At 40.9% G+C, this 20,198-nt stretch carries 30 protein-coding genes and 1 pseudogene; 8 read left to right on the forward strand and 23 right to left on the reverse strand.

All coding sequences use genetic code 11. From position 1 onward, the window contains the following. Positions 1-4 precede the first annotated feature (4 nt). Entirely contained in the window at positions 5-1,627 is a 1,623-nt protein-coding gene (gene panP, locus AC0L6H_RS21660; protein ID WP_473391504.1) for a pyridoxal-dependent aspartate 1-decarboxylase PanP, read from the reverse strand. 204 nt (positions 1,628-1,831) lie between these two features. Between panP and AC0L6H_RS21665 the strand changes: the two genes are divergently transcribed. Beyond that, positions 1,832-2,551 (forward strand): EAL domain-containing protein, encoded by a 720-nt coding sequence (locus AC0L6H_RS21665; RefSeq protein WP_473391505.1) that lies wholly within the window; start codon positions 1,832-1,834, stop codon positions 2,549-2,551. Here the strand turns inward: AC0L6H_RS21665 and AC0L6H_RS21670 are convergent. From AC0L6H_RS21670 to AC0L6H_RS21680, 3 genes are read right to left on the reverse strand one after another with little or no spacing between them, the layout of a single operon-like run. Further along, on the reverse strand, positions 2,503-3,234 hold the full coding sequence (locus AC0L6H_RS21670; RefSeq protein ID WP_473391507.1) for a class I SAM-dependent methyltransferase: 732 nt from the start codon (positions 3,232-3,234) through the stop codon (positions 2,503-2,505). The genes AC0L6H_RS21665 and AC0L6H_RS21670 overlap by 49 nt on opposite strands. Positions 3,235-3,255: 21 nt before the next feature. Further along, positions 3,256-4,035: an ABC transporter permease gene (locus AC0L6H_RS21675; RefSeq protein WP_473391508.1), complete on the reverse strand. Its 780-nt coding sequence runs from the start codon at positions 4,033-4,035 to the stop codon at positions 3,256-3,258. Next, entirely contained in the window at positions 4,035-5,030 is a 996-nt protein-coding gene (locus AC0L6H_RS21680; RefSeq protein WP_473391510.1) for an ABC transporter ATP-binding protein, read from the reverse strand. The genes AC0L6H_RS21675 and AC0L6H_RS21680 overlap by 1 nt, the downstream gene beginning before the upstream one ends. A gap of 315 nt (positions 5,031-5,345) precedes the next feature. Between AC0L6H_RS21680 and AC0L6H_RS21685 the strand changes: the two genes are divergently transcribed. Next, entirely contained in the window at positions 5,346-5,867 is a 522-nt protein-coding gene (locus tag AC0L6H_RS21685) for a hypothetical protein (protein ID WP_473391511.1), read from the forward strand. Between the two features lie 39 nt (positions 5,868-5,906). On the opposite strand, the gene AC0L6H_RS21690 is transcribed toward AC0L6H_RS21685, so the two are convergent. Continuing rightward, positions 5,907-6,977, reverse strand: a complete 1,071-nt coding sequence (locus AC0L6H_RS21690) for a CNNM domain-containing protein (protein ID WP_473391512.1) — start codon at positions 6,975-6,977, stop codon at positions 5,907-5,909. A 535-nt stretch (positions 6,978-7,512) separates the two neighbouring features. On the opposite strand from AC0L6H_RS21690, the gene AC0L6H_RS21695 reads away from it, so the two are divergent. After that, the gene (locus tag AC0L6H_RS21695) at positions 7,513-7,953 is read left to right on the forward strand and encodes a DUF2721 domain-containing protein (protein WP_473391514.1); all 441 of its coding nucleotides are present in this window, start codon (positions 7,513-7,515) and stop codon (positions 7,951-7,953) included. Positions 7,954-8,106: 153 nt separating this feature from the next. Here AC0L6H_RS21695 and AC0L6H_RS21700 read toward each other — a convergent pair whose 3' ends face one another. The 8 genes and pseudogenes from AC0L6H_RS21700 to AC0L6H_RS21735 all read right to left on the reverse strand — a co-directional run bounded on the left by AC0L6H_RS21700 (position 8,107) and on the right by AC0L6H_RS21735 (position 11,333). Further along, on the reverse strand, positions 8,107-8,682 hold the full coding sequence (locus tag AC0L6H_RS21700) for a uracil-DNA glycosylase family protein (RefSeq protein WP_473391515.1): 576 nt from the start codon (positions 8,680-8,682) through the stop codon (positions 8,107-8,109). 112 nt (positions 8,683-8,794) lie between these two features. Further along, a complete protein-coding gene (locus AC0L6H_RS21705) occupies positions 8,795-9,037 on the reverse strand; it encodes a BrnA antitoxin family protein (protein ID WP_473391517.1) in 243 nt (80 codons plus the stop codon). Continuing rightward, positions 9,030-9,224, reverse strand: a pseudogene (locus AC0L6H_RS21710) (BrnT family toxin); the annotation flags it as partial. The pseudogene AC0L6H_RS21710 and the gene AC0L6H_RS21705, both read right to left, overlap by 8 nt. 206 nt (positions 9,225-9,430) lie before the next feature. Continuing rightward, complete coding sequence (locus tag AC0L6H_RS21715; protein WP_473391518.1) at positions 9,431-10,102, reverse strand: hypothetical protein; 672 nt, start codon at positions 10,100-10,102, stop codon at positions 9,431-9,433. An 85-nt stretch (positions 10,103-10,187) separates the two neighbouring features. Then, positions 10,188-10,484: a type II toxin-antitoxin system RelE/ParE family toxin gene (locus tag AC0L6H_RS21720; RefSeq protein ID WP_473391520.1), complete on the reverse strand. Its 297-nt coding sequence runs from the start codon at positions 10,482-10,484 to the stop codon at positions 10,188-10,190. A gap of 5 nt (positions 10,485-10,489) precedes the next feature. Continuing rightward, positions 10,490-10,705 carry an addiction module protein gene (locus AC0L6H_RS21725; RefSeq protein ID WP_473391521.1) on the reverse strand — a complete coding sequence of 72 codons (216 nt, stop codon included), beginning with the start codon at positions 10,703-10,705 and terminating at the stop codon, positions 10,490-10,492. 127 nt (positions 10,706-10,832) lie between these two features. After that, the gene (locus AC0L6H_RS21730; protein ID WP_473391523.1) at positions 10,833-11,072 is read right to left on the reverse strand and encodes a DUF2442 domain-containing protein; all 240 of its coding nucleotides are present in this window, start codon (positions 11,070-11,072) and stop codon (positions 10,833-10,835) included. A gap of 3 nt (positions 11,073-11,075) precedes the next feature. After that, positions 11,076-11,333: a DUF4160 domain-containing protein gene (locus AC0L6H_RS21735; protein ID WP_473391524.1), complete on the reverse strand. Its 258-nt coding sequence runs from the start codon at positions 11,331-11,333 to the stop codon at positions 11,076-11,078. A 192-nt stretch (positions 11,334-11,525) separates the two neighbouring features. Between AC0L6H_RS21735 and AC0L6H_RS21740 the strand changes: the two genes are divergently transcribed. Continuing rightward, positions 11,526-12,680: an IS110 family RNA-guided transposase gene (locus AC0L6H_RS21740; protein ID WP_473391525.1), complete on the forward strand. Its 1,155-nt coding sequence runs from the start codon at positions 11,526-11,528 to the stop codon at positions 12,678-12,680. A gap of 394 nt (positions 12,681-13,074) precedes the next feature. On the opposite strand, the gene AC0L6H_RS21745 is transcribed toward AC0L6H_RS21740, so the two are convergent. The 6 genes from AC0L6H_RS21745 to AC0L6H_RS21770 form a co-directional block, all read right to left on the reverse strand. After that, complete coding sequence (locus AC0L6H_RS21745; RefSeq protein WP_473391527.1) at positions 13,075-13,362, reverse strand: helix-turn-helix domain-containing protein; 288 nt, start codon at positions 13,360-13,362, stop codon at positions 13,075-13,077. Continuing rightward, a complete protein-coding gene (locus tag AC0L6H_RS21750; protein ID WP_473391528.1) occupies positions 13,355-13,666 on the reverse strand; it encodes a type II toxin-antitoxin system RelE/ParE family toxin in 312 nt (103 codons plus the stop codon). Before AC0L6H_RS21750 ends, AC0L6H_RS21745 begins: the two co-directional genes overlap by 8 nt. A 110-nt stretch (positions 13,667-13,776) precedes the next feature. Continuing rightward, positions 13,777-13,998, reverse strand: coding sequence for a BrnA antitoxin family protein (locus tag AC0L6H_RS21755; protein WP_473391530.1), 222 nt, complete (start codon positions 13,996-13,998; stop codon positions 13,777-13,779). Continuing rightward, on the reverse strand, positions 13,995-14,264 hold the full coding sequence (locus AC0L6H_RS21760) for a BrnT family toxin (protein WP_473391531.1): 270 nt from the start codon (positions 14,262-14,264) through the stop codon (positions 13,995-13,997). Before AC0L6H_RS21760 ends, AC0L6H_RS21755 begins: the two co-directional genes overlap by 4 nt. A gap of 139 nt (positions 14,265-14,403) precedes the next feature. Continuing rightward, on the reverse strand, positions 14,404-14,697 hold the full coding sequence (locus AC0L6H_RS21765) for a HigA family addiction module antitoxin (protein ID WP_473391532.1): 294 nt from the start codon (positions 14,695-14,697) through the stop codon (positions 14,404-14,406). Further along, a complete protein-coding gene (locus tag AC0L6H_RS21770; protein ID WP_473391534.1) occupies positions 14,697-14,975 on the reverse strand; it encodes a type II toxin-antitoxin system RelE/ParE family toxin in 279 nt (92 codons plus the stop codon). Before AC0L6H_RS21770 ends, AC0L6H_RS21765 begins: the two co-directional genes overlap by 1 nt. Positions 14,976-15,144: 169 nt before the next feature. Between AC0L6H_RS21770 and AC0L6H_RS21775 the strand changes: the two genes are divergently transcribed. From AC0L6H_RS21775 to AC0L6H_RS21785, 3 genes are all read left to right on the forward strand, one after another. Then, complete coding sequence (locus tag AC0L6H_RS21775; protein ID WP_420672687.1) at positions 15,145-15,339, forward strand: type II toxin-antitoxin system VapB family antitoxin; 195 nt, start codon at positions 15,145-15,147, stop codon at positions 15,337-15,339. Then, positions 15,336-15,737, forward strand: coding sequence for a type II toxin-antitoxin system VapC family toxin (gene vapC, locus AC0L6H_RS21780; protein ID WP_473391536.1), 402 nt, complete (start codon positions 15,336-15,338; stop codon positions 15,735-15,737). Before AC0L6H_RS21775 ends, vapC begins: the two co-directional genes overlap by 4 nt. 111 nt (positions 15,738-15,848) lie before the next feature. Further along, complete coding sequence (locus AC0L6H_RS21785; protein ID WP_473391525.1) at positions 15,849-17,003, forward strand: IS110 family RNA-guided transposase; 1,155 nt, start codon at positions 15,849-15,851, stop codon at positions 17,001-17,003. Between the two features lie 394 nt (positions 17,004-17,397). Here the strand turns inward: AC0L6H_RS21785 and AC0L6H_RS21790 are convergent, their stop codons facing one another. Continuing rightward, positions 17,398-17,685, reverse strand: coding sequence for a helix-turn-helix domain-containing protein (locus tag AC0L6H_RS21790; protein ID WP_136252537.1), 288 nt, complete (start codon positions 17,683-17,685; stop codon positions 17,398-17,400). Beyond that, positions 17,678-17,989 carry a type II toxin-antitoxin system RelE/ParE family toxin gene (locus tag AC0L6H_RS21795; protein WP_473391537.1) on the reverse strand — a complete coding sequence of 104 codons (312 nt, stop codon included), beginning with the start codon at positions 17,987-17,989 and terminating at the stop codon, positions 17,678-17,680. The genes AC0L6H_RS21790 and AC0L6H_RS21795 overlap by 8 nt, the downstream gene beginning before the upstream one ends. 167 nt (positions 17,990-18,156) lie before the next feature. On the opposite strand from AC0L6H_RS21795, the gene AC0L6H_RS21800 reads away from it, so the two are divergent. Continuing rightward, positions 18,157-19,311, forward strand: coding sequence for an IS110 family RNA-guided transposase (locus tag AC0L6H_RS21800; RefSeq protein ID WP_473391525.1), 1,155 nt, complete (start codon positions 18,157-18,159; stop codon positions 19,309-19,311). A 377-nt stretch (positions 19,312-19,688) separates the two neighbouring features. Here AC0L6H_RS21800 and AC0L6H_RS21805 read toward each other — a convergent pair whose 3' ends face one another. Continuing rightward, a complete protein-coding gene (locus AC0L6H_RS21805) occupies positions 19,689-19,985 on the reverse strand; it encodes a type II toxin-antitoxin system RelE/ParE family toxin (protein WP_473391539.1) in 297 nt (98 codons plus the stop codon). Then, positions 19,985-20,185: an addiction module protein gene (locus tag AC0L6H_RS21810; protein WP_311360486.1), complete on the reverse strand. Its 201-nt coding sequence runs from the start codon at positions 20,183-20,185 to the stop codon at positions 19,985-19,987. The genes AC0L6H_RS21805 and AC0L6H_RS21810 overlap by 1 nt, the downstream gene beginning before the upstream one ends. Positions 20,186-20,198 lie beyond the last annotated feature (13 nt).

Raw genomic sequence — 20,198 nt, forward strand, 5'->3', positions numbered from 1 at the left:
AAGCCTACGCGATTTGTGACAGTTTTTGCTGGCACAATCGCTGCCAAACTTCGTGTTCTTCGGCAATAGCGACTTGTTCATTGAGAATATTAACGAGGTCTTTCTCTGAGGTAAGTGGGTTTGCTAACACAACTCTGAATACCGTTACCGCTGCACTATTATACTGCACCGCCTCAATTCGTGTTCTAGACACAAATGATTTGCCTGCCTCACGCTGCTGCTTTTGTACAGAAACCGTTAAAGTGTCTAACTCTTCGTTAATTGCTTGCCATTGAGTTTCTGAAGCTTCTCCTATGGCCGATAAGTGCCCAGGACGCAACCTATAAGTAAGAATAGAAAGCACAGGTTCAGTAATTAACTCAAAATGACTATGTTCATTGATCATTCTAGCAAAGGTTTGAGCCAAGCTAATTGCTTTGTCGATCAATAATTGGTAGCCACCGCGACCTAATATATGCAGTGATGAATACACCGTAAGAGCCATACCATTACGTGAGCCCTCGAGTGTGGTCGCACCCAAGTCTTTCGAGCCTTCACGCAGAATATATTGTGCGTGGTGGCGAACAGAGTTTGCATCGTGGGGATTTTTAAACAAGGCCATTCCAGCCCCCATTGGCACATACATTTGTTTGTGGGCATCAATCGTGACTGAATCTGCCTTTTCAATACCTTTTAGCTTATGTTTGTGAGTATTAGAAAACAGCGTTGCCCCGCCCCATGCGGCATCAACATGAAACCAAGTACCAAGTTCTTTAGCCACGTCTGCAAGTTCGTTTAAAGGGTCGACATGGCCTGTTTCAGTAGTACCGGCTATGCCAATAATCGAGAGCAGTTTGTTGCCTTCACTTTGATATTGTTGCCCTAATTTAAGCACCGCTTCAGGAGACAAGCGTAAATCGCTGTTTTCGACTTTAAGGACGTTGTTGCGTCCAATGCCAAGCACATCGACCGCTTTGCCTAGAGAATAATGGCCACGCTTAGAGCAAATCAAGCCTAAATCGTTAATTTCATAATGCTTGTAAGCCGCCATTAAGCCTTCTTTAGCAACCCCAGTAAATCCTTTTTTAGGTCCCAATAGCTTGTTGCGCGCAACCCAAAGCGCGGTGATATTAGCAATAGTACCGCCTGAACAAAATGCACCCAAGGAGTGTTTTGCACTATGTAAATAACGTTGATAAAAATCGCTATCACGATCATAAACGAGGTTATGCATCATGCCTAAAGTTTGCCGTTCTAAAGGAGTAAATGCTTTGGATGTTTCTATCTTAACGAGGTTTTGATTTAGACCAACAAGTAACTTAGCCAAAGGTAAATGGAAATAAGGCAGCGCTGAGGTCATATGTCCAATAAAAGTGGGGGAATAGGTATTTACCGACTGACTCACCAGCTTCTTAAGCAACACTTCAGCATGGCTCGAGACGAAATCGGGCTGGTCGGGCACCAGGTGCTCCATATAATCCTGTTCGATATCTTCTAAAGACGTTTTTTGCGCCACCACGTGCCTAGACAAAAAGTCAGAAACATTGTCTGATAAGTGACGCTCAATTATAGCCAGCGTTGAGTCGTCATGCTCAGGCTTAGTAAATACCTTGAACAAGTGCTCCAAGCTAACTTCTGCTTTTGACAAAACCAAAACCTCTAAAATACGTGGGGCGCGAACTTTACCCCATTAGACTTAAATTAACAATTTCTACATTAAGCAAAACAATAGTCTTTTACCAGAAATTCTTTTGAAAAGCGCATAAAACACGTAAATATGCCACCAAAGCCCTAAAGCTATATAGAAATTGACTGATAACCAGTATAGGCATCCATCATCTTAGGAATCATCGTGCAAGCAAGAGCCGTGGTCGAAAACTTCTCGATCGAACAAATAGTCCCGTTTTTCCAACCTATATTTGACCTAGATAGTCATAAAGTAATGCGTTATGAATGCCTTGCGCGACTGATTACCATTGACGATATTATATATTTGCCTAGTGAATTTCTTTCTATTATCAGCCGTTCCCAGTCTAATGCTCAGTTAACCCAGCGTATTTTAGAACTAAGCAGTGCCTATTGCATGTCAAAAAATATGCGATGGAGCATTAATATGTTCAAAACAGACTTAAGCGATGCAGCGCTTATGCAGTGGATGCAAAAACTATTCAGTGAGCGCGATACCGATCTTATAGGAGTAGAACTTAGCTATGAAAGTGTAAAAGATCACCCGTATCTTTTGCGTAACTTGCTAGAAAAACTGCCCAACGTTCACATTACGGTCGATGATGTACATATCTTCGATGATAAGTTTAGGGCGCTGGTGGCTACTGGGATACATGCTATAAAAATTAGAGGGAATATGGTCACGCGTTTTGCTCGCACAGGTGAAGATAAAGCAACAATTCAGCAAATTATAAGGCACTGTAAAACGTCGCAATGTGACCTTATTGCAGAACATATAGAAGACGACAACACCTTAGATGCCGTTCGCGACCTAGGCATTGTTTATGGCCAAGGCTACTATTTATCTGAACCACAAGGCAGAATGACCAGTTTAAAACAAGTCTGACCGGCCTCTAAATATTTGCGTTCGAAGGGTGTGTAGGCCTTGCTTGTTGCAGAATCAGGTATAGCTTCAAGCCTTGGTTCTAAATCATAAAATACCGCCGCTTGAGCGAACTCCTCTAAATAAATTAGCCAATTGGAGCGCACTTCAATATTAGGGCACAACTTAACTATAAATGGAAAAATCGCACTGGCATGCCATCGCTTTCCTAGTTGCGCTTTTTTAGGATAAGGGTTTGGATACAAAATAAACTGCTTTATAACTTTCCAAGAGGGCTTTTCATTTTCAATATAAGCAACAAATAAACGCCAAAAATCATGTAAGTCTGCCTGTATGAGCAAATAGTTACTGTCACTGCTGGGCGATATTGTTGTTTCATCCACTTTCTCAACATAACTTTTATGCTTTTTTAGGCGAGCAGTAGACTTATCGACTCCGATCACCTTTGCCTCAGGATACTCTGCTGCAATATTAATAGTACTTTCGCCAACACCGCAACAAGCATCAAGGATTACGTCACCATTGTAAGTGCCTAGCCACTCGAGCATTACACAAAATGCTTGTTGTGTGTGCTGCGCTATTGGGCGTTTAAATTCGTTGGCTTTATGCCTAGCAAGCATCTTATCCAAATCGTCATGAACTTCACTTTGATTGCTCGTGATGCTGCGCGCCTGCGAGACCGTCATTATAAACTTTTAACCACCAATTTACGCACGTATGCCAACGCCTTTTTTCAACAATCTATAAGCCAAGGCAAGTAACACAATGTTGAAACCAATCAACAATGCTATAGATATCCAATGATTAACATCTGAAGCCCCTAAAAATCCATATCGAAAGCCGTTGACCATATACACGATAGGATTAGCTTTGCTGACTATTTGCCAAAATTCGGGCAACAAAGTAATCGAATAAAAAACACCACCCAAATAAGTTAACGGTGTTAAAACGAAGGTGGGAATAACACTAATATCGTCAAAATTCTTCGCATAAATCGCATTTATAAGACCGGCCGTAGCGAACAACACAGCAGTTAGGACAAGCGTCACAACAACCACAAAGAAATTATGAATTTGCACATCAACAAAAAACATAGATACGCAGGTAACAATCACGCCTATGATAAGTGCACGGGTCACGCCGCCTCCAACAAAACCCATAATTATGACCCATGTAGGGACTGGCGCTACCAGTAACTCTTCTACGTTGCGCTGGAACTTAGCACTAAAAAACGAAGACGATACATTCGAATATGAATTGGTAATAATAGACATCATTATTAGGCCTGGAACGATAAACTCCATATAACTAAAGCCACCCATTTCACCTATTCGCTTGCCTATTAGACTACCAAAAATCACAAAATACAAAGACATAGTGATCGCAGGTGGAACGAGCGTTTGTATCCAAATACGTAAAAACCGTGTGCACTCTTTTATCCAGATTGTCTTTAAAGCAACAAAGTTGCGATTAGCTTGGCTACTCATTATGCTTTCCCTTTTCTAACTTTTTCGTTTTCTTGTGCAGGCGTATTAACACCTCCTGGCTCATCTTCAGATGTGCTATTAGATTTTACCAACCTAACAAATAATTCTTCTAGTCGATTGGCTTTGTTTCGCATACTCATTACTTGAACGTTTTGCGCAGAAAATTCTTCAAACACGCGATTTAAGCCAGTGTCTTTTGGTACATCAACTTCAAATGTTTGGTCGTCACTCGCTCTGCATTCAAATTGGGGGATATTAATGTTTTTAGCCCCCGAGGCGACATCAAAAACAAAGGTCTCGATGTTCAAAGTAGATAGCAAACTTTTCATACTTGTGTTTTCAACAATTACACCTTTATCGATAATCGCTATGTTGCGGCAAAGCATTTCTGCTTCTTCAAGATAATGCGTCGTTAAAATGATGGTTATTCCAGCATCATTTATCTCTTTTAGGAATGCCCACATTGAGCGGCGAACTTCAATATCAACACCCGCTGTAGGTTCATCAAGAATAAGCATTTTGGGCTCGTGCATAAGCGCGCGTGCTATCATCAAACGGCGTTTCATCCCTCCTGATAGCTCTCTGGATCTAGCATTACGCTTGTCCCAAAGCTCAAGCTGTTTTAAGTACTTTTCGGCACGTTCTTTAGCTACACTTCGCGGCACGCCATAATAACCGGCCTGATTCACGACTATTTGCATTAGTGTTTCAAATTGATTGAAATTAAATTCCTGTGGGACTAAGCCAATGCAACTTTTCGCTTCTACTTCCTGCTCTACAGAATCATGCCCGAACACTTTAATAGTGCCGCTAGACTTATTTACCAATGAACAAATAATACCTATGGTAGTCGATTTTCCAGCGCCATTCGGGCCCAGCAAAGCGAAGAAATCACCTTGCTGCACTTGTAAATCAATGCCTTTTAAGGCTTTTACGCCGCCGTTGTAAGTTTTTTGCAAGCCTTGAATATCAAGGGCTTTTTCAGAAGTTGCCATGCCTACCTTTAAAATTATTATCAAAGAAATGTGGACGTTAGAATCTTGCCGTCACAAAGCCGTAGAGTTTACCAGTTTACTTACTCTTTGTAAGCAAGCGAACGGTCTCAAGCACCAATACAATACGATATATTGCCCAGTTTAAAGAAATAAAGTCTACATACGTTAAGTGTTACGAACAAAGCAACACAAATGTTTACATTAATACAGATCACAATCGCCATTTTGTCCGCACAAGACTGCAACTAAGAACGCATTTACAGTACAATTAATAGATACAATGTTGACGAACTGTCGCTGACACGGGACGAATATATGGACAAGAAAAAAACAAATAAGCAAACGACTGAAAGCAACGCTGTCAATGAAAACGAAAAATTTGTTGATCCTCGTTTACAAGCGCGCGAAGGAATGTTTCAAACATTGCATTTAAGTATTTTTGAAACCATGGGCTACGCTCGCGCAATTCAAAGTTACGTAGAAGAAACCGGCCATGACATTGAAGCTGACAATCCCGAATATATTCAACTTTTGCGCGATTACGAAGTGACCAAAAACCTCACTCCTATCGACCAATCTAGATTGGAGCCCTTCTGTAAAACAACCGATGATATTTTGCGAAGTAAAAGCAAAGCCCTCGCTAATTGCGCACAATTATGTGCAGCAGCAACTAGTGCACTTAACCATTGGCGTATTCTCTATGCAATTCCCGCTGATTTACGTGACAACGATACAGTAACAAAAGCGCTAAAAGAGAAGTTTCATCACCATATGCGCACTTGGGAGCATATTCTTGAAGACTTAACGGGTATGAGAAGCGAATTCGAAAGCTGTTAATGCCAGAAAAAAACCTTTGCTTCGGCAAAACTCACTCTTTTATTTTTTGGGTTCATCACGATTATTAAATTGCGCTACCATGCGTTTTTCTCGGCGCTTCCACATAATTTTGGCCAAATGTTTCATGCTAACGGTGGTATCTTGCTCGTCTACTATTTCTATACCAAGCAGGCTCTCGAGTAAGTCTTCAAGAGTCAATATACCTTCGAGACCGCCATATTCATCTACCACCAACAGCATATGAACACGAGAGTTTAAAAAATGATCAAAGGTTGTTGAAAGTGGCATATCCCCTAACAGAGTAATCAAAGGCTTCGCGAAGTCAGCTAACCGTTTATCTTTTTCTCCTGACGCCATCGCTAGCAAAATATCGGTGCGCATGATGTAGCCAGTAATATTCTCGCTTTCTTGATTCTCGTATATTGGTACACGAGAAAACGCAATATTCGAGTGTTTCTCAACAAATTCGGCTACAGTCATATCTTCAGGTAACGAAAACACAACAGTTCTGTGTGTCATGGCATCTTTAATTTTACGCTCATGCAATAGCAGTAGGTTTTGTAAAAACAGGCCCTCTTGTTCAGCGAGTTGGCCTTCCTTTTCAGACAATTCAGCCATCGCTAGAAGCTCACTGCGACTGAGCCCCTTTAACGCACTCTCTTCAGTAAACCCACTGGTTAGCTTTTGCGACATCACAATAAATGGATATAAGGCAAGTATTAAGTACTTTAGGAATATCGCCGTAGGAGGCGCAAGGACTTTCCAATAAGTAGCACCTAATGTCTTTGGAATAATTTCTGAGAAAACAAGTATTAGAAAAGTGAGTACGGCTGATATTAAGCCAAGATACGCGTCACCAAACACACTAGCTGCTTGCGCACCAGCGCCTGCAGCACCCATTGTATGCGCAATCGTATTCAAGGTAAGAATAGCAGATAGCGGTTTATTGATATCACTCGTTAGTTTGTTTAATAACTTACCTGAAGGCTTTCCGTCTTTTTCAAGCAATGAAATATACGCCTGCGAAACACTTAGAATGACAGCTTCGGCAACCGAGCAAATAAACGAAAAAAATAGCGCTATAAACACATAAAGAAATAACAAAAACATAGTGTAAAAACAAAACCTTAAATTAGCAGGCTGTTAGTTTAGCACTTTTTCTAGCCTTCTACGGTTTATTATTGTGACCTTCGTAAGAAAAAAGACATACACCGCAACGATTGTACTTACAATAACGACGTCAGCGCTGACATTGACTTCAACTAAAAAAGTTGGTGGTTCTAAGAATCTAAATAAAGATGCTAAGTATACTACTACAAGCGCAACAACCGTCACGCGAAAGATTTTGTGAGATAACGTCATGTTATATATATCCCAAAAAAAACTGCGATCCATTGGCAAATTTTTCTTTTACTAATGTTATTATTAAGCACTCACGATATCCCTTGAGTACTTTTAGTTATATATTGTCTTTCAATATACGCGTCAATTTTTTGACACTTGGATAATATCAAGCGTGTTTCTTTTTTCAACAGCTTTCTTTAACATTCGTGCTAAGGGATTGTTTTTTAAAATAAGTAATTTTAATGTAGCATGCATTACCTAGCTACGTTTATACATTTGTCATCTTAATAGGAAGGTCACATTGCAAGAACCGCTCACCGCAATAATGCTTATACAACAAGCACTTACCCCCGTTTTTCTAATAGTTGGCATGGGCACTTTTTTAAATGCGATAACCGCTCGCCTAGCGCGAATAGTTGACCGAGTTCGCTGGTTTGACTTACCTGAAGCAGAAAATAGCCAACATAGACGTGAAGCCGAGGTAAAAGCCCTTTCTCGCAGAATGCGCTGGGCTAACTGGTCGGTGAATTTTTTATGTGCAGCAGCTATCGCGGTATGTATCAATATCTTTTTGTTGGTGATTCAAGGGTACTTTTCTTCTCACCTTACTAATTGGATAGTAGGAAGCTTTGTATCGAGCTTAGCCTTATTGGCCTTGGGTTTGTTTTGTTTTTTTGTAGAAGTTAGTATTGCTACAACGTCTTTACGGGTTTCGATTCCCAGTATCCGAGATGAAGATTAACAACTTGCGCAGCGTAAGTTTTATTCAATCGTTTAAATTTTCAGGGTTTTCAAAGTACAAGAACTTCATGCTCTATTCTAGCTAAAAAAATATAAGGTTAGACCAAGGGATACGAGCGTTTTGCTGCGCAAGGCATTGTTAGCTCATGTTGTTTTATAACAGTTCATTGATCCGTTTACGAAGGATAGGAATGATTTCGGATTCGAACCAAGCGTTTCGTTTTAGCCATATATTATTTCTTGGACTTGGGTGAGGTAATGGTAGAACATCTGGCCAATAATCTTGCCATGATTTTACTGTTTCTGTCAGTGACAATTTATTGCTAGGTAGATGATAAGACTGCGCATATTTCCCAATTACAAGAGTGAGTTGTAATTGATCAAATTGTTTAAGCAGTTTATCTCTCCATGCTGTGGCACATTCAGGGCGAGGCGGAAGGTCTCCTGTTTTACCTTTCCCAGGATAACAAAAACCCATCGGTAAAATTGCAACACTGCCTTTATCATAAAAAGTATCTTTCGAAACACCCATCCACTTTCGCAGGCGGTCTCCACTTGCATCATCAAAAGGTATGCCTGTCTCATGAACTTTTCTTCCGGGCGCTTGGCCCGCAATTAGCACTTTTGCTTTAGCATCTATTTGCAATACAGGTCTCACTCCATGTGGTAGATGAGGAGCACAAATTTTACAAGAACGAACCTCTTTAACTAATGTAGTAAAAATTGTCATAATTAAAGCACCATATCCCTCTGAACACTCTCGATAAGCGCTATTGCGCAATATCTAATCCGCCTTCAATTCTTTTGTTAGGGTCCGATCTCACTTACGAAGCCTTCAACTCTTAACGGATAATTCGTCTTAGCGATTCTTCATCAACTGGCTTCGAGTTACACGCTTCTCTTACGGCGGCGTTAATTAGAGTTTGATATCCAATACCCTCGGCTTGTGCCTTTTCCTTAAAAGTAGTTAACACATCATTATCTAGCATTATCGTGATTCTCGTTTTGCCATCATTTTGAAGCTTGGATAAGTGCGAAACATCTTTAACTCTTTTAGAGTTTGAAAAATCATATTCTTTACGCATATTGTTTCACCTCTTTAATTGTCGCTTTTCGAGCTGAAATTAAACGAATAATTTCATCTTCTCGAAGTGTATAAACAACCACAAGTAGTCTATCTTGGGTGCTCATCCCTAAAAGAACCCACCTATGCTCATTTTCTGAATCACGGTCCTCAAAACTCAGCCCCATAGTATCAAAGAGAACACTTGCTGCTTTATCGAATCAAACACCATGCTTCCTTTCATTTAATTCTGCTTTTGACGGGTCGTATTGAATTTCCATGACGTTTATGATGCATACTCAATACATATATGTCCATTTATGAAAACTACCGGATTTGTAGACTACTCTTGTGACCCTAACGTTTTGCATAAGCGGTTTTGGGCGCTCTTGCACAAATCCGGTTTATGTTATTGTTAGCTCTTGGGGCATGCATTTTCCCAAGATTTAATTTCACCCAACAATGCCGCTTGAACTTGTTTATGCAGCGATACGTTATGCTCGTTTAGGCTATAGTTATACACAATATCTTTGTACACAACGTTTACTTTACAATTATATGAACCTACCAATTCACCACAAAAACCAATATACCAATCTTTGGCTTTTTGTTTATTTGAACCTTTAGTTGGGGCTGACTTTACAAGGTGCCAAGGCCCAATTTCTTTTTTGAAAGTAAATACTTTAAAAAAGTCAGTTTCTTGATCTTTATAGACTATTGGTTTTTCAATTTCTTGATGAATATTCCATGCATTATCGCTGAGCGCATTAATATCGATGGTTGATAATGGGTAGATAATTCCGTTTACGTCATGCATCACTTTCGGGTTGTACTTGTTTGCATGACTTAAAGAGTACTCAGGGACTTTATCCTTTATTACTTGAGCAGGAATATATACTAATTGTTGCCCAGATGAGTCGTCAAGTTCTCCTTTTATAGGAGCCAATATTGAATCCATAAATGAAGTATTTGGTGAGTAAGATTTAGGGTAACAAATAGTAGTTTCATCGAATGTCACTCTAACTAGTTTTTCGGCTATCGAGGAGAACGGCAAAAAAGTTAAAATGATAGCTAATTTAAAGTGCATGATTTGATAAATCCATTTAGAGAGCTAACATTTACTATAAGCGGTTTTCACGCGCTCTTCGTGAAAATCCGTCTTAATCGTTTTGTTAATTGCGGTCATTCCAATACCCTGGCTTGCGGTGGTTATGCATAATCGCAACAACATAAATTGTCTTTTCGTCTACGTTTTTATAGATCACAGAATACGGGAACCGACTTAAGATAAAGCGCCTATGATATTGCCCCATTTTAGGCCAAGTTTGCGATAAGGATTGGATAGAATTAAAGGCATCGTCTAACTCTTGTACGAACTCGTATCCGAGACCTTTTACTTGTTCTTGATACCAATCAAAGGACGATTTTATTTCTTCTTTGGTGTCTGGGTGAAATAATAATTCAGGCATGTAGCTTACAATTTTTGCTTGATTTGATCCCACGTTGTCGGGCTAACGTTACCGCTTTCCAATTCATTGCTTCGTTTTTTTGCCAGTGATAACCACTCTTGTTCTACGTCATCATCTGCACGTCCATCCATTGCTGATAATAAACAATGAGCAGCTAGAGCTTTCTCTTTAGTGCTCAGTTGGTCAATGCTATCCATAAGGTTTTTAAGAGCTTCCGACATAAAGATATCCCTAAACAATTTAACTGTGATTAGTGTAGCAGTTTATAGAATCAAGAGTAATAAATTTACACACATAGCAATTAACACTTTACATAAGCGGTTTTGGCCGCTCTTGCCAAAATCCGCCTCATGTTTTTGTTATGTGACGTTTTAAAAACTCTGGCGCTAGGTCTGCACCGTTTGGCCAAACGATAGTGTCTAATTCTGGATCTACTGACAAACGAGCGAAAAAATTAGGATCTTTTAATGGCTCAAAAACCGAGCCATGAAGTTTATCTCGTAAATCAACTATGCCTGACGTTCCATCATCAAAACTCACCCAGACCTCAAAGCCTGATTGATATTTAGCTTGCTTGACGTGTAACATTTATTACTCCAAAGGCGCAATGTAATTTAATGGCTCACCATTTTGCGCTCTGTTCCAATTTTCATTTAATTCATCTTTATGCTGTTCAAGCCATTCTTTAACAAATTTACTAGCTCTCTTTGGCAGTTCACCCTCCATTATTTCACCATCAAAATTGAACAACGCTTCATAGCCTGAATATTTTGCATGGAAATGTGGCGGGTTATGGTCGTTAAAATACATCGCAATTATGATTCCGTAAAATCGACTAATGACAGGCATGAAAGCTAAAGCTCCTCATAAAAATTCCCTTTGCATAATAGATCATTGCGCTAAAACTATCTAATTTAGTGAGTCACATAGACATAATGACTCTTCATAAGGTACTGACCTCCAGATATCGTGGGTTAGTTGCGTTTAAAACGAGACCAGAGCCATAATTAATGTTCGAACCATTAAATACTGGAGGTCAGCATGACTAAAAATAGCATAGTTTTCGTTGGAATGGATACTCATAAAGAGTTTATTGAAGTCGCTTCGCTAGAAGATGGGTTTCAAGGTAAGGCGACCCAGCATGGCAGAATTGCCACCGCAAAAGCGTCGATTAAAAAGCTTATTCGACAATTTGAATCTAAGTTTCCTAATGCGACTTTGCATTTTGTTTATGAAGCAGGCCCTTGTGGGTATTGGATATACCGGCTTATTACTTCCTTAGGCCACCCATGTTACGTTGTTGCGCCATCACTCATTCCTAAAAAACCCAGTGATAAAATCAAAACAGATAAGCGTGATGCTCTCAAGCTCGCTTATGCTGTAAAGAACTGTGATGTGTCACCCATCTACGTTCCCGAGCCCGAAGATGAAGCCGTCAGAGATTTATCTCGCATCCGTGAAATTGCTATGCGGGACTTAAATGATGCCCGAAGACAATTAAAAGCGTTACTACTGCGCAATGACATTAACTACCCTGGCACCGCAAATTGGTCGGCTAAACATTTACGATGGTTGGCTGAGTTAGTGCTGCCCCATCCCGCTCAGCACATTGTGTTGCAAGAAAGTCTCAATACCATTGGTGAGCGGATTGCTCGGCTTGAACGGCTAGACAATCAACTTGCTCACCACATTCTGCAGTGGCGATACTTTCCCGTTGTGAAAGCCGTTCAAGCCATGCGCGGTGTCGCCTTGCTCGTCGCTGCTGGTATGGTGGCTGAACTAGGTGACCTCACTCGATTTGAGCATCCTAGACAACTCATGAGTTTTTTAGGCTTAGTACCTAGTGAGCATTCTAGTGGCGACAAGCGAAAACTCGGCAACATTACTAAAACTGGTAATGTTCGGGCACGACGACTATTAATCGAGGGTGCGCAAAGTTATCGTCACCCCGCAAAAGTGTCTAAAGAGCATCAACGGCGACAAGAAGGATTGCCTAAAATAGTGATTGATACCGCTTGGAAAGCACAGCTTAGGCTGTGTCAGCGCTATCAAAGATTGATGCAGAAAGGTAAACATCACAACGTCATTAAAGTGGCTATTGCTAGAGAAATGGTGGCCTATATTTGGGCGATTGCTAAGCAAATTGTGTTGCCTGCTGTTGATATTCGCAAACGATTAGCAAGAGTGCCTGCGTAGCGCACGCCGGCATCATAAAAGGTTTTGAGTTAATGTGTTGGGTCAGGCCGCGGAAGCGGTACAACCTTCGACAAGTGTTGGATTGGTATTGATGGCTACGGCTTACAATAATCCCCGAGCATAGAGAGAAGATAGGTACAACGTCGCAAACAGTAAGGTTGGATAGGCTAGGCAACTAGCAACCCACGTATACCAGCAAAGATAACCGACGAATATTACTGGCTTCATCTGATGCATTAACTCAATTTATTTTGTAATTAAGAAGCTTTGAAAAAAAAGGCGGGATCTGCTCGTTTTATTTGACATGAAGAGTCATACCAACACTTTGCATAAGCGGTTTGGCAGCGCTTTTCTGACAAATCCGTCTTCATGCATTTGTTATTCGCCACTCCGCTTATCTCAACTCACTAAAAACTTCGGGGTGTTGCTCAGCTATCCGCAATAATGCAACTGCTGGCCCTTGAGGATTTCTACGACCTTGCTCCCAATCCTGCAAAGTTCTGGTACTGACACCGAGTAAACCTGCAAACATAACCTGAGACATTTTCAATTTAGAACGAATTACCTGTGGTGCTGATGGCTCACTTAATTCGTTATTACGTAGGGAGACTTTTCCCTTTTTATATTCCTTAATCTCATTTATACCTGCAAGAATTTCGGCACTTATATCTCTGTTACTCATTTTCGATTGCCTCTGCTATTTGTTTCAAAACATGACCTGCGATAGTAGCGCGCTCCGATTTACTATATGTAGTGAGCATCCATATCTCGTGTTCGGCCTTCTTCCAATAGTAAATAGCGCGTATGCCACCACTTTTACCTTTTCCTGAAGAAGCCCATCTAACCTTTCTGACACCACCAGAGCCTTTTACAATATCACCGGCATCTGGCTTTTGAAGAAGGTAAGATTGCAGACCACGATACTCATCATCCGATAAGTAATCTGGTAGCAGTTTGGTAAAGAAGCTTGTTTCTATAAAGACCATGGACCATATGATACGGCAATGCCGTACCTAGTCAAGCGATGTTTAATAGCGAATAACACCCCAATAAGCGGCGAGCGCGCTTTTTGCGCACGTCCGTCTTCATTGGTTTGTTAACTCTCACTCCAATCCATCTGCAATTTGCGTTGACTACTAGCACAATCCCGTAAATATAAATTTATAAGAGTCTGATATGGAATACCTGACTCTTCAGACATTGACTTAAAATACTTCACTGAATCAATATCTAATCGCATTGTTACAGATTGCTTCAAATGCTTAGCGTATGGATTTTTTCTCGATTTCATTTTAGAAAAATCATAATGTTCTCTCATTTCATCCCCTCTCGATATGCTTTAGATTCACGTTTATCGGCTTTTCTAGCCGAGATAATTCTAATTTTTGACTCGTCGTCTCTCAGACAATGGCAAACTACTAATTGTTTTAGTTTAAAACTGGTACCCAATAATAGAAATCTGTCCTCACCTTCAGAATTGTCGGGGTCATAATATATTAGAGCTTGCTCGTCATAGAAGACAGACTCAGCTTCTTCGAAAGATACACTGTGTTTTTTTGAGATTTGATTGGGCTTTAGTTTCATCCCATTCGAAGTTGTAAGTTTTCATATGTACAGTGTACATATTCAAATCTATCAGTCAAGGCACGTTGTAAGCGAGGAGAGTTAACACTTGCTATAACCGGTTTGTGGCGTTTTTCCACAAATCCGGTTGATAGTTTTGTTAGGCTGCATTCAGATCTAGCCGCTGAACTGTCTCTAAATCAAGACTTTGCTTTGCTTGCCATAGCTCATAGTTGTCCTGCATACTCAACCAACTCTCGGGCGTTCTCCCCAAGGCTTTTGATAAACGCAGCGCCATCTCCGGAGTGACTGCACTTTTACCTTTCACTATTCTACTTAAGGTAGAAGCTGCAACACCTAAATGAGTCGCCAGAGTCCGGCAACTAATGCCATGGGGTTCCAAGTATATTGATTCTATAAATTCGCCAGGATGTGGCGGGTTATGCATATTCATTAGTGATAATCCTCATAATTTAGAATGTAAGCATTACCATCCTTGAACTCAAAAGTAACTCGCCAATTTCCGTTTACCGATATAGACCATATATTTGCTCGTTCACCTTTTAGCTTATGAAGTGAAAATCCTGAAATATCTATATCTCCTATTTCCTGCGCAGTATTAATTGCTGCAAGCTGCATACGAAGCTTTTTTGCATGATGTGTTTGAATGCCAGATGTTTTACCTTTTTCGTAAAACAACCTTAGTCCTTTATGCTTAAACGTTTTTATCATAGTTAAATTGTAGCGCGATGCGCAACACAAAACAAGACGTGAGGCCTAACACCTGATTAAGCGGTAAAAATTTGCTCTATAATTTTTATCCGTCTTCAATCTATTGTTATGTTTTTTCAACTGAGTCATAATGTGTATAAACTTACCACTCTTTACACATAGGTGCAACATGAGAACTAACATTGTCATCGACGATAAATTAATGGCAGACGCGCTCAGTGCGACTGGTCTACAAACCAAAAAAGAAGCTGTAGAAGAAGGCTTAAAAGCATTAATCAGACTCAGAAAGCAAGCTAAGATTCGCTCTCTTAGAGGAAGGTTAGATTGGGAAGGCGACCTTGATGATATGAGAACCAGTGAATGATATTGGTAGATACTAGTGTTTGGATTGATTACTTTAAAGGTATTGAGACACAAGAAACTAATTTGTTAGATACAGCTTTGAGTAATGATAGTGTGGCCATTGGTGATTTAATCTTGTTGGAGATACTTCAAGGGTTTCGTTCTGACAAAGACTATGAAACAGCTAAAGAACACCTACAAGTATTACCACAGTTTAGTATGCTTTCACCAGAAATAGCGATAAATGCAGCTGAAAATTATCGTGTTTTAAGAAAGCGTGGCATAACTATAAGAAAAACCGCTGACGTAATAATTGCAACATTTTGCATAAATAAAAGTATCCCACTGCTATTTGCTGATAAAGACTTTATACCCTTTACCAAACATTTAAAACTTCAATCGGTATCAACCGAAACATAGACATAATGACTCTTCATAAGGTACTGACCTCCAGATATCGTGGGTTAGTTGCGTTTAAAACGAGACCAGAGCCATAATTAATGTTCGAACCATTAAATACTGGAGGTCAGCATGACTAAAAATAGCATAGTTTTCGTTGGAATGGATACTCATAAAGAGTTTATTGAAGTCGCTTCGCTAGAAGATGGGTTTCAAGGTAAGGCGACCCAGCATGGCAGAATTGCCACCGCAAAAGCGTCGATTAAAAAGCTTATTCGACAATTTGAATCTAAGTTTCCTAATGCGACTTTGCATTTTGTTTATGAAGCAGGCCCTTGTGGGTATTGGATATACCGGCTTATTACTTCCTTAGGCCACCCATGTTACGTTGTTGCGCCATCACTCATTCCTAAAAAACCCAGTGATAAAATCAAAACAGATAAGCGTGATGCTCTCAAGCTCGCTTATGCTGTAAAGAACTGTGATGTGTCACCCATCTACGTTCCCGAGCCCGAAGATGAAGCCGTCAGAGATTTATCTCGCATCCGTGAAATTGCTATGCGGGACTTAAATGATGCCCGAAGACAATTAAAAGCGTTACTACTGCGCAATGACATTAACTACCCTGGCACCGCAAATTGGTCGGCTAAACATTTACGATGGTTGGCTGAGTTAGTGCTGCCCCATCCCGCTCAGCACATTGTGTTGCAAGAAAGTCTCAATACCATTGGTGAGCGGATTGCTCGGCTTGAACGGCTAGACAATCAACTTGCTCACCACATTCTGCAGTGGCGATACTTTCCCGTTGTGAAAGCCGTTCAAGCCATGCGCGGTGTCGCCTTGCTCGTCGCTGCTGGTATGGTGGCTGAACTAGGTGACCTCACTCGATTTGAGCATCCTAGACAACTCATGAGTTTTTTAGGCTTAGTACCTAGTGAGCATTCTAGTGGCGACAAGCGAAAACTCGGCAACATTACTAAAACTGGTAATGTTCGGGCACGACGACTATTAATCGAGGGTGCGCAAAGTTATCGTCACCCCGCAAAAGTGTCTAAAGAGCATCAACGGCGACAAGAAGGATTGCCTAAAATAGTGATTGATACCGCTTGGAAAGCACAGCTTAGGCTGTGTCAGCGCTATCAAAGATTGATGCAGAAAGGTAAACATCACAACGTCATTAAAGTGGCTATTGCTAGAGAAATGGTGGCCTATATTTGGGCGATTGCTAAGCAAATTGTGTTGCCTGCTGTTGATATTCGCAAACGATTAGCAAGAGTGCCTGCGTAGCGCACGCCGGCATCATAAAAGGTTTTGAGTTAATGTGTTGGGTCAGGCCGCGGAAGCGGTACAACCTTCGACAAGTGTTGGATTGGTATTGATGGCTACGGCTTACAATAATCCCCGAGCATAGAGAGAAGATAGGTACAACGTCGCAAACAGTAAGGTTGGATAGGCTAGGCAACTAGCAACCCACGTATACCAGCAAAGATAACCGACGAATATTACTGGCTTCATCTGATGCATTAACTCAATTTATTTTGTAATTAAGAAGCTTTGAAAAAAAAGGCGGGATCTGCTCGTTTTATTTGACATGAAGAGTCATACCAACACTTTGCATAAGCGGTTTGGCAGCGCTTTTCTGACAAATCCGTCTTCATGCATTTGTTAGTCGCCACTCCGCTTATCTCAACTCACTAAAAACTTCGGGGTGTTGCTCAGCTATCCGCAATAATGCAACTGCTGGCCCTTGAGGATTTCTACGACCTTGCTCCCAATCCTGCAAAGTTCTGGTACTGACACCGAGTAAACCTGCAAACATAACCTGAGACATTTTCAATTTAGAACGAATTACCTGTGGTGCTGATGGTTCACTTAATTCGTTATTACGTAGGGAGACTTTTCCCTTTTTATATTCCTTAATCTCATTTATACCTGCAAGAATTTCGGCACCTATATCTCTGTTACTCATTTTCGATTGCCTCTGCTATTTGTTTCAAAACATGACCTGCGATAGTAGCGCGCTCCGATTTACTATATATAGTGAGCATCCATATCTCGTGTTCGGCCTTCTTCCAATAGTAAATAGCGCGTATGCCACCACTTTTACCTTTTCCTGAAGAAGCCCATCTAACCTTTCTGACACCACCAGAGCCTTTTACAATATCACCGGCATCTGGCTTTTGAAGAAGGTAAGATTGCAGACCACGATACTCATCATCCGATAAGTAATCTGGTAGCAGTTTGGTAAAGAAGCTTGTTTCTATAAAGACCATGGACCATATGATACGGCAATGCCGTACCTAGTCAAGCGATGTTTAATAGCGAATAGACATAATGACTCTTCATAAGGTACTGACCTCCAGATATCGTGGGTTAGTTGCGTTTAAAACGAGACCAGAGCCATAATTAATGTTCGAACCATTAAATACTGGAGGTCAGCATGACTAAAAATAGCATAGTTTTCGTTGGAATGGATACTCATAAAGAGTTTATTGAAGTCGCTTCGCTAGAAGATGGGTTTCAAGGTAAGGCGACCCAGCATGGCAGAATTGCCACCGCAAAAGCGTCGATTAAAAAGCTTATTCGACAATTTGAATCTAAGTTTCCTAATGCGACTTTGCATTTTGTTTATGAAGCAGGCCCTTGTGGGTATTGGATATACCGGCTTATTACTTCCTTAGGCCACCCATGTTACGTTGTTGCGCCATCACTCATTCCTAAAAAACCCAGTGATAAAATCAAAACAGATAAGCGTGATGCTCTCAAGCTCGCTTATGCTGTAAAGAACTGTGATGTGTCACCCATCTACGTTCCCGAGCCCGAAGATGAAGCCGTCAGAGATTTATCTCGCATCCGTGAAATTGCTATGCGGGACTTAAATGATGCCCGAAGACAATTAAAAGCGTTACTACTGCGCAATGACATTAACTACCCTGGCACCGCAAATTGGTCGGCTAAACATTTACGATGGTTGGCTGAGTTAGTGCTGCCCCATCCCGCTCAGCACATTGTGTTGCAAGAAAGTCTCAATACCATTGGTGAGCGGATTGCTCGGCTTGAACGGCTAGACAATCAACTTGCTCACCACATTCTGCAGTGGCGATACTTTCCCGTTGTGAAAGCCGTTCAAGCCATGCGCGGTGTCGCCTTGCTCGTCGCTGCTGGTATGGTGGCTGAACTAGGTGACCTCACTCGATTTGAGCATCCTAGACAACTCATGAGTTTTTTAGGCTTAGTACCTAGTGAGCATTCTAGTGGCGACAAGCGAAAACTCGGCAACATTACTAAAACTGGTAATGTTCGGGCACGACGACTATTAATCGAGGGTGCGCAAAGTTATCGTCACCCCGCAAAAGTGTCTAAAGAGCATCAACGGCGACAAGAAGGATTGCCTAAAATAGTGATTGATACCGCTTGGAAAGCACAGCTTAGGCTGTGTCAGCGCTATCAAAGATTGATGCAGAAAGGTAAACATCACAACGTCATTAAAGTGGCTATTGCTAGAGAAATGGTGGCCTATATTTGGGCGATTGCTAAGCAAATTGTGTTGCCTGCTGTTGATATTCGCAAACGATTAGCAAGAGTGCCTGCGTAGCGCACGCCGGCATCATAAAAGGTTTTGAGTTAATGTGTTGGGTCAGGCCGCGGAAGCGGTACAACCTTCGACAAGTGTTGGATTGGTATTGATGGCTACGGCTTACAATAATCCCCGAGCATAGAGAGAAGATAGGTACAACGTCGCAAACAGTAAGGTTGGATAGGCTAGGCAACTAGCAACCCACGTATACCAGCAAAGATAACCGACGAATATTACTGGCTTCATCTGATGCATTAACTCAATTTATTTTGTAATTAAGAAGCTTTGAAAAAAAGGCGGGATCTGCTCGTTTTATTTGACATGAAGAGTCATACCAACACTTTGCATAAGCGGTTTGGCAGCGCTTTTCGTGAAAATCCGTCTTGATGTTTTTGTTATGTGCGTGCACGCCAAGTCCTCGGCTCTCTTACACAATGCAGAACAGCAAACACGACAATGATATCGTCAACTTTTTTAAAAAATACTGCATAAGGAAAACGCCGTACTAAGATGCGTCTAATAGATTTGTAAACTAAGGGATAATGCTGATAATTTGAGGAAATCTTTGCCAATGCACTTTGCACACATTCCATAAAATCAGCCCCTAAGCCAATTCTGCATTGTTCAAAATAAGAATATGCATCCTGCAAGTCCAATTCTGCCTCTGGTCGTATCCTTACGTTTTCAAACATTATTTATTTAGAATCCTCGTTTTAACTGATGCCCATGGGTTTCCAGTATTTCCATCAGATTCAAACTCTGAGACTCTTCTGCCTAACTCAGCTTTCTGATTCGCTGAAACTTCCAAAGAGTCCTCATTAGCCACAACTGAATCCCAAAGCTGCTGCGCCAAAACAACCTTTTCGTTTGTAGTAAGAGAGTCAATTTTCATTAGCTTCTCCGAT

This window comes from Glaciecola sp. G7-5, assembly GCF_055808975.1.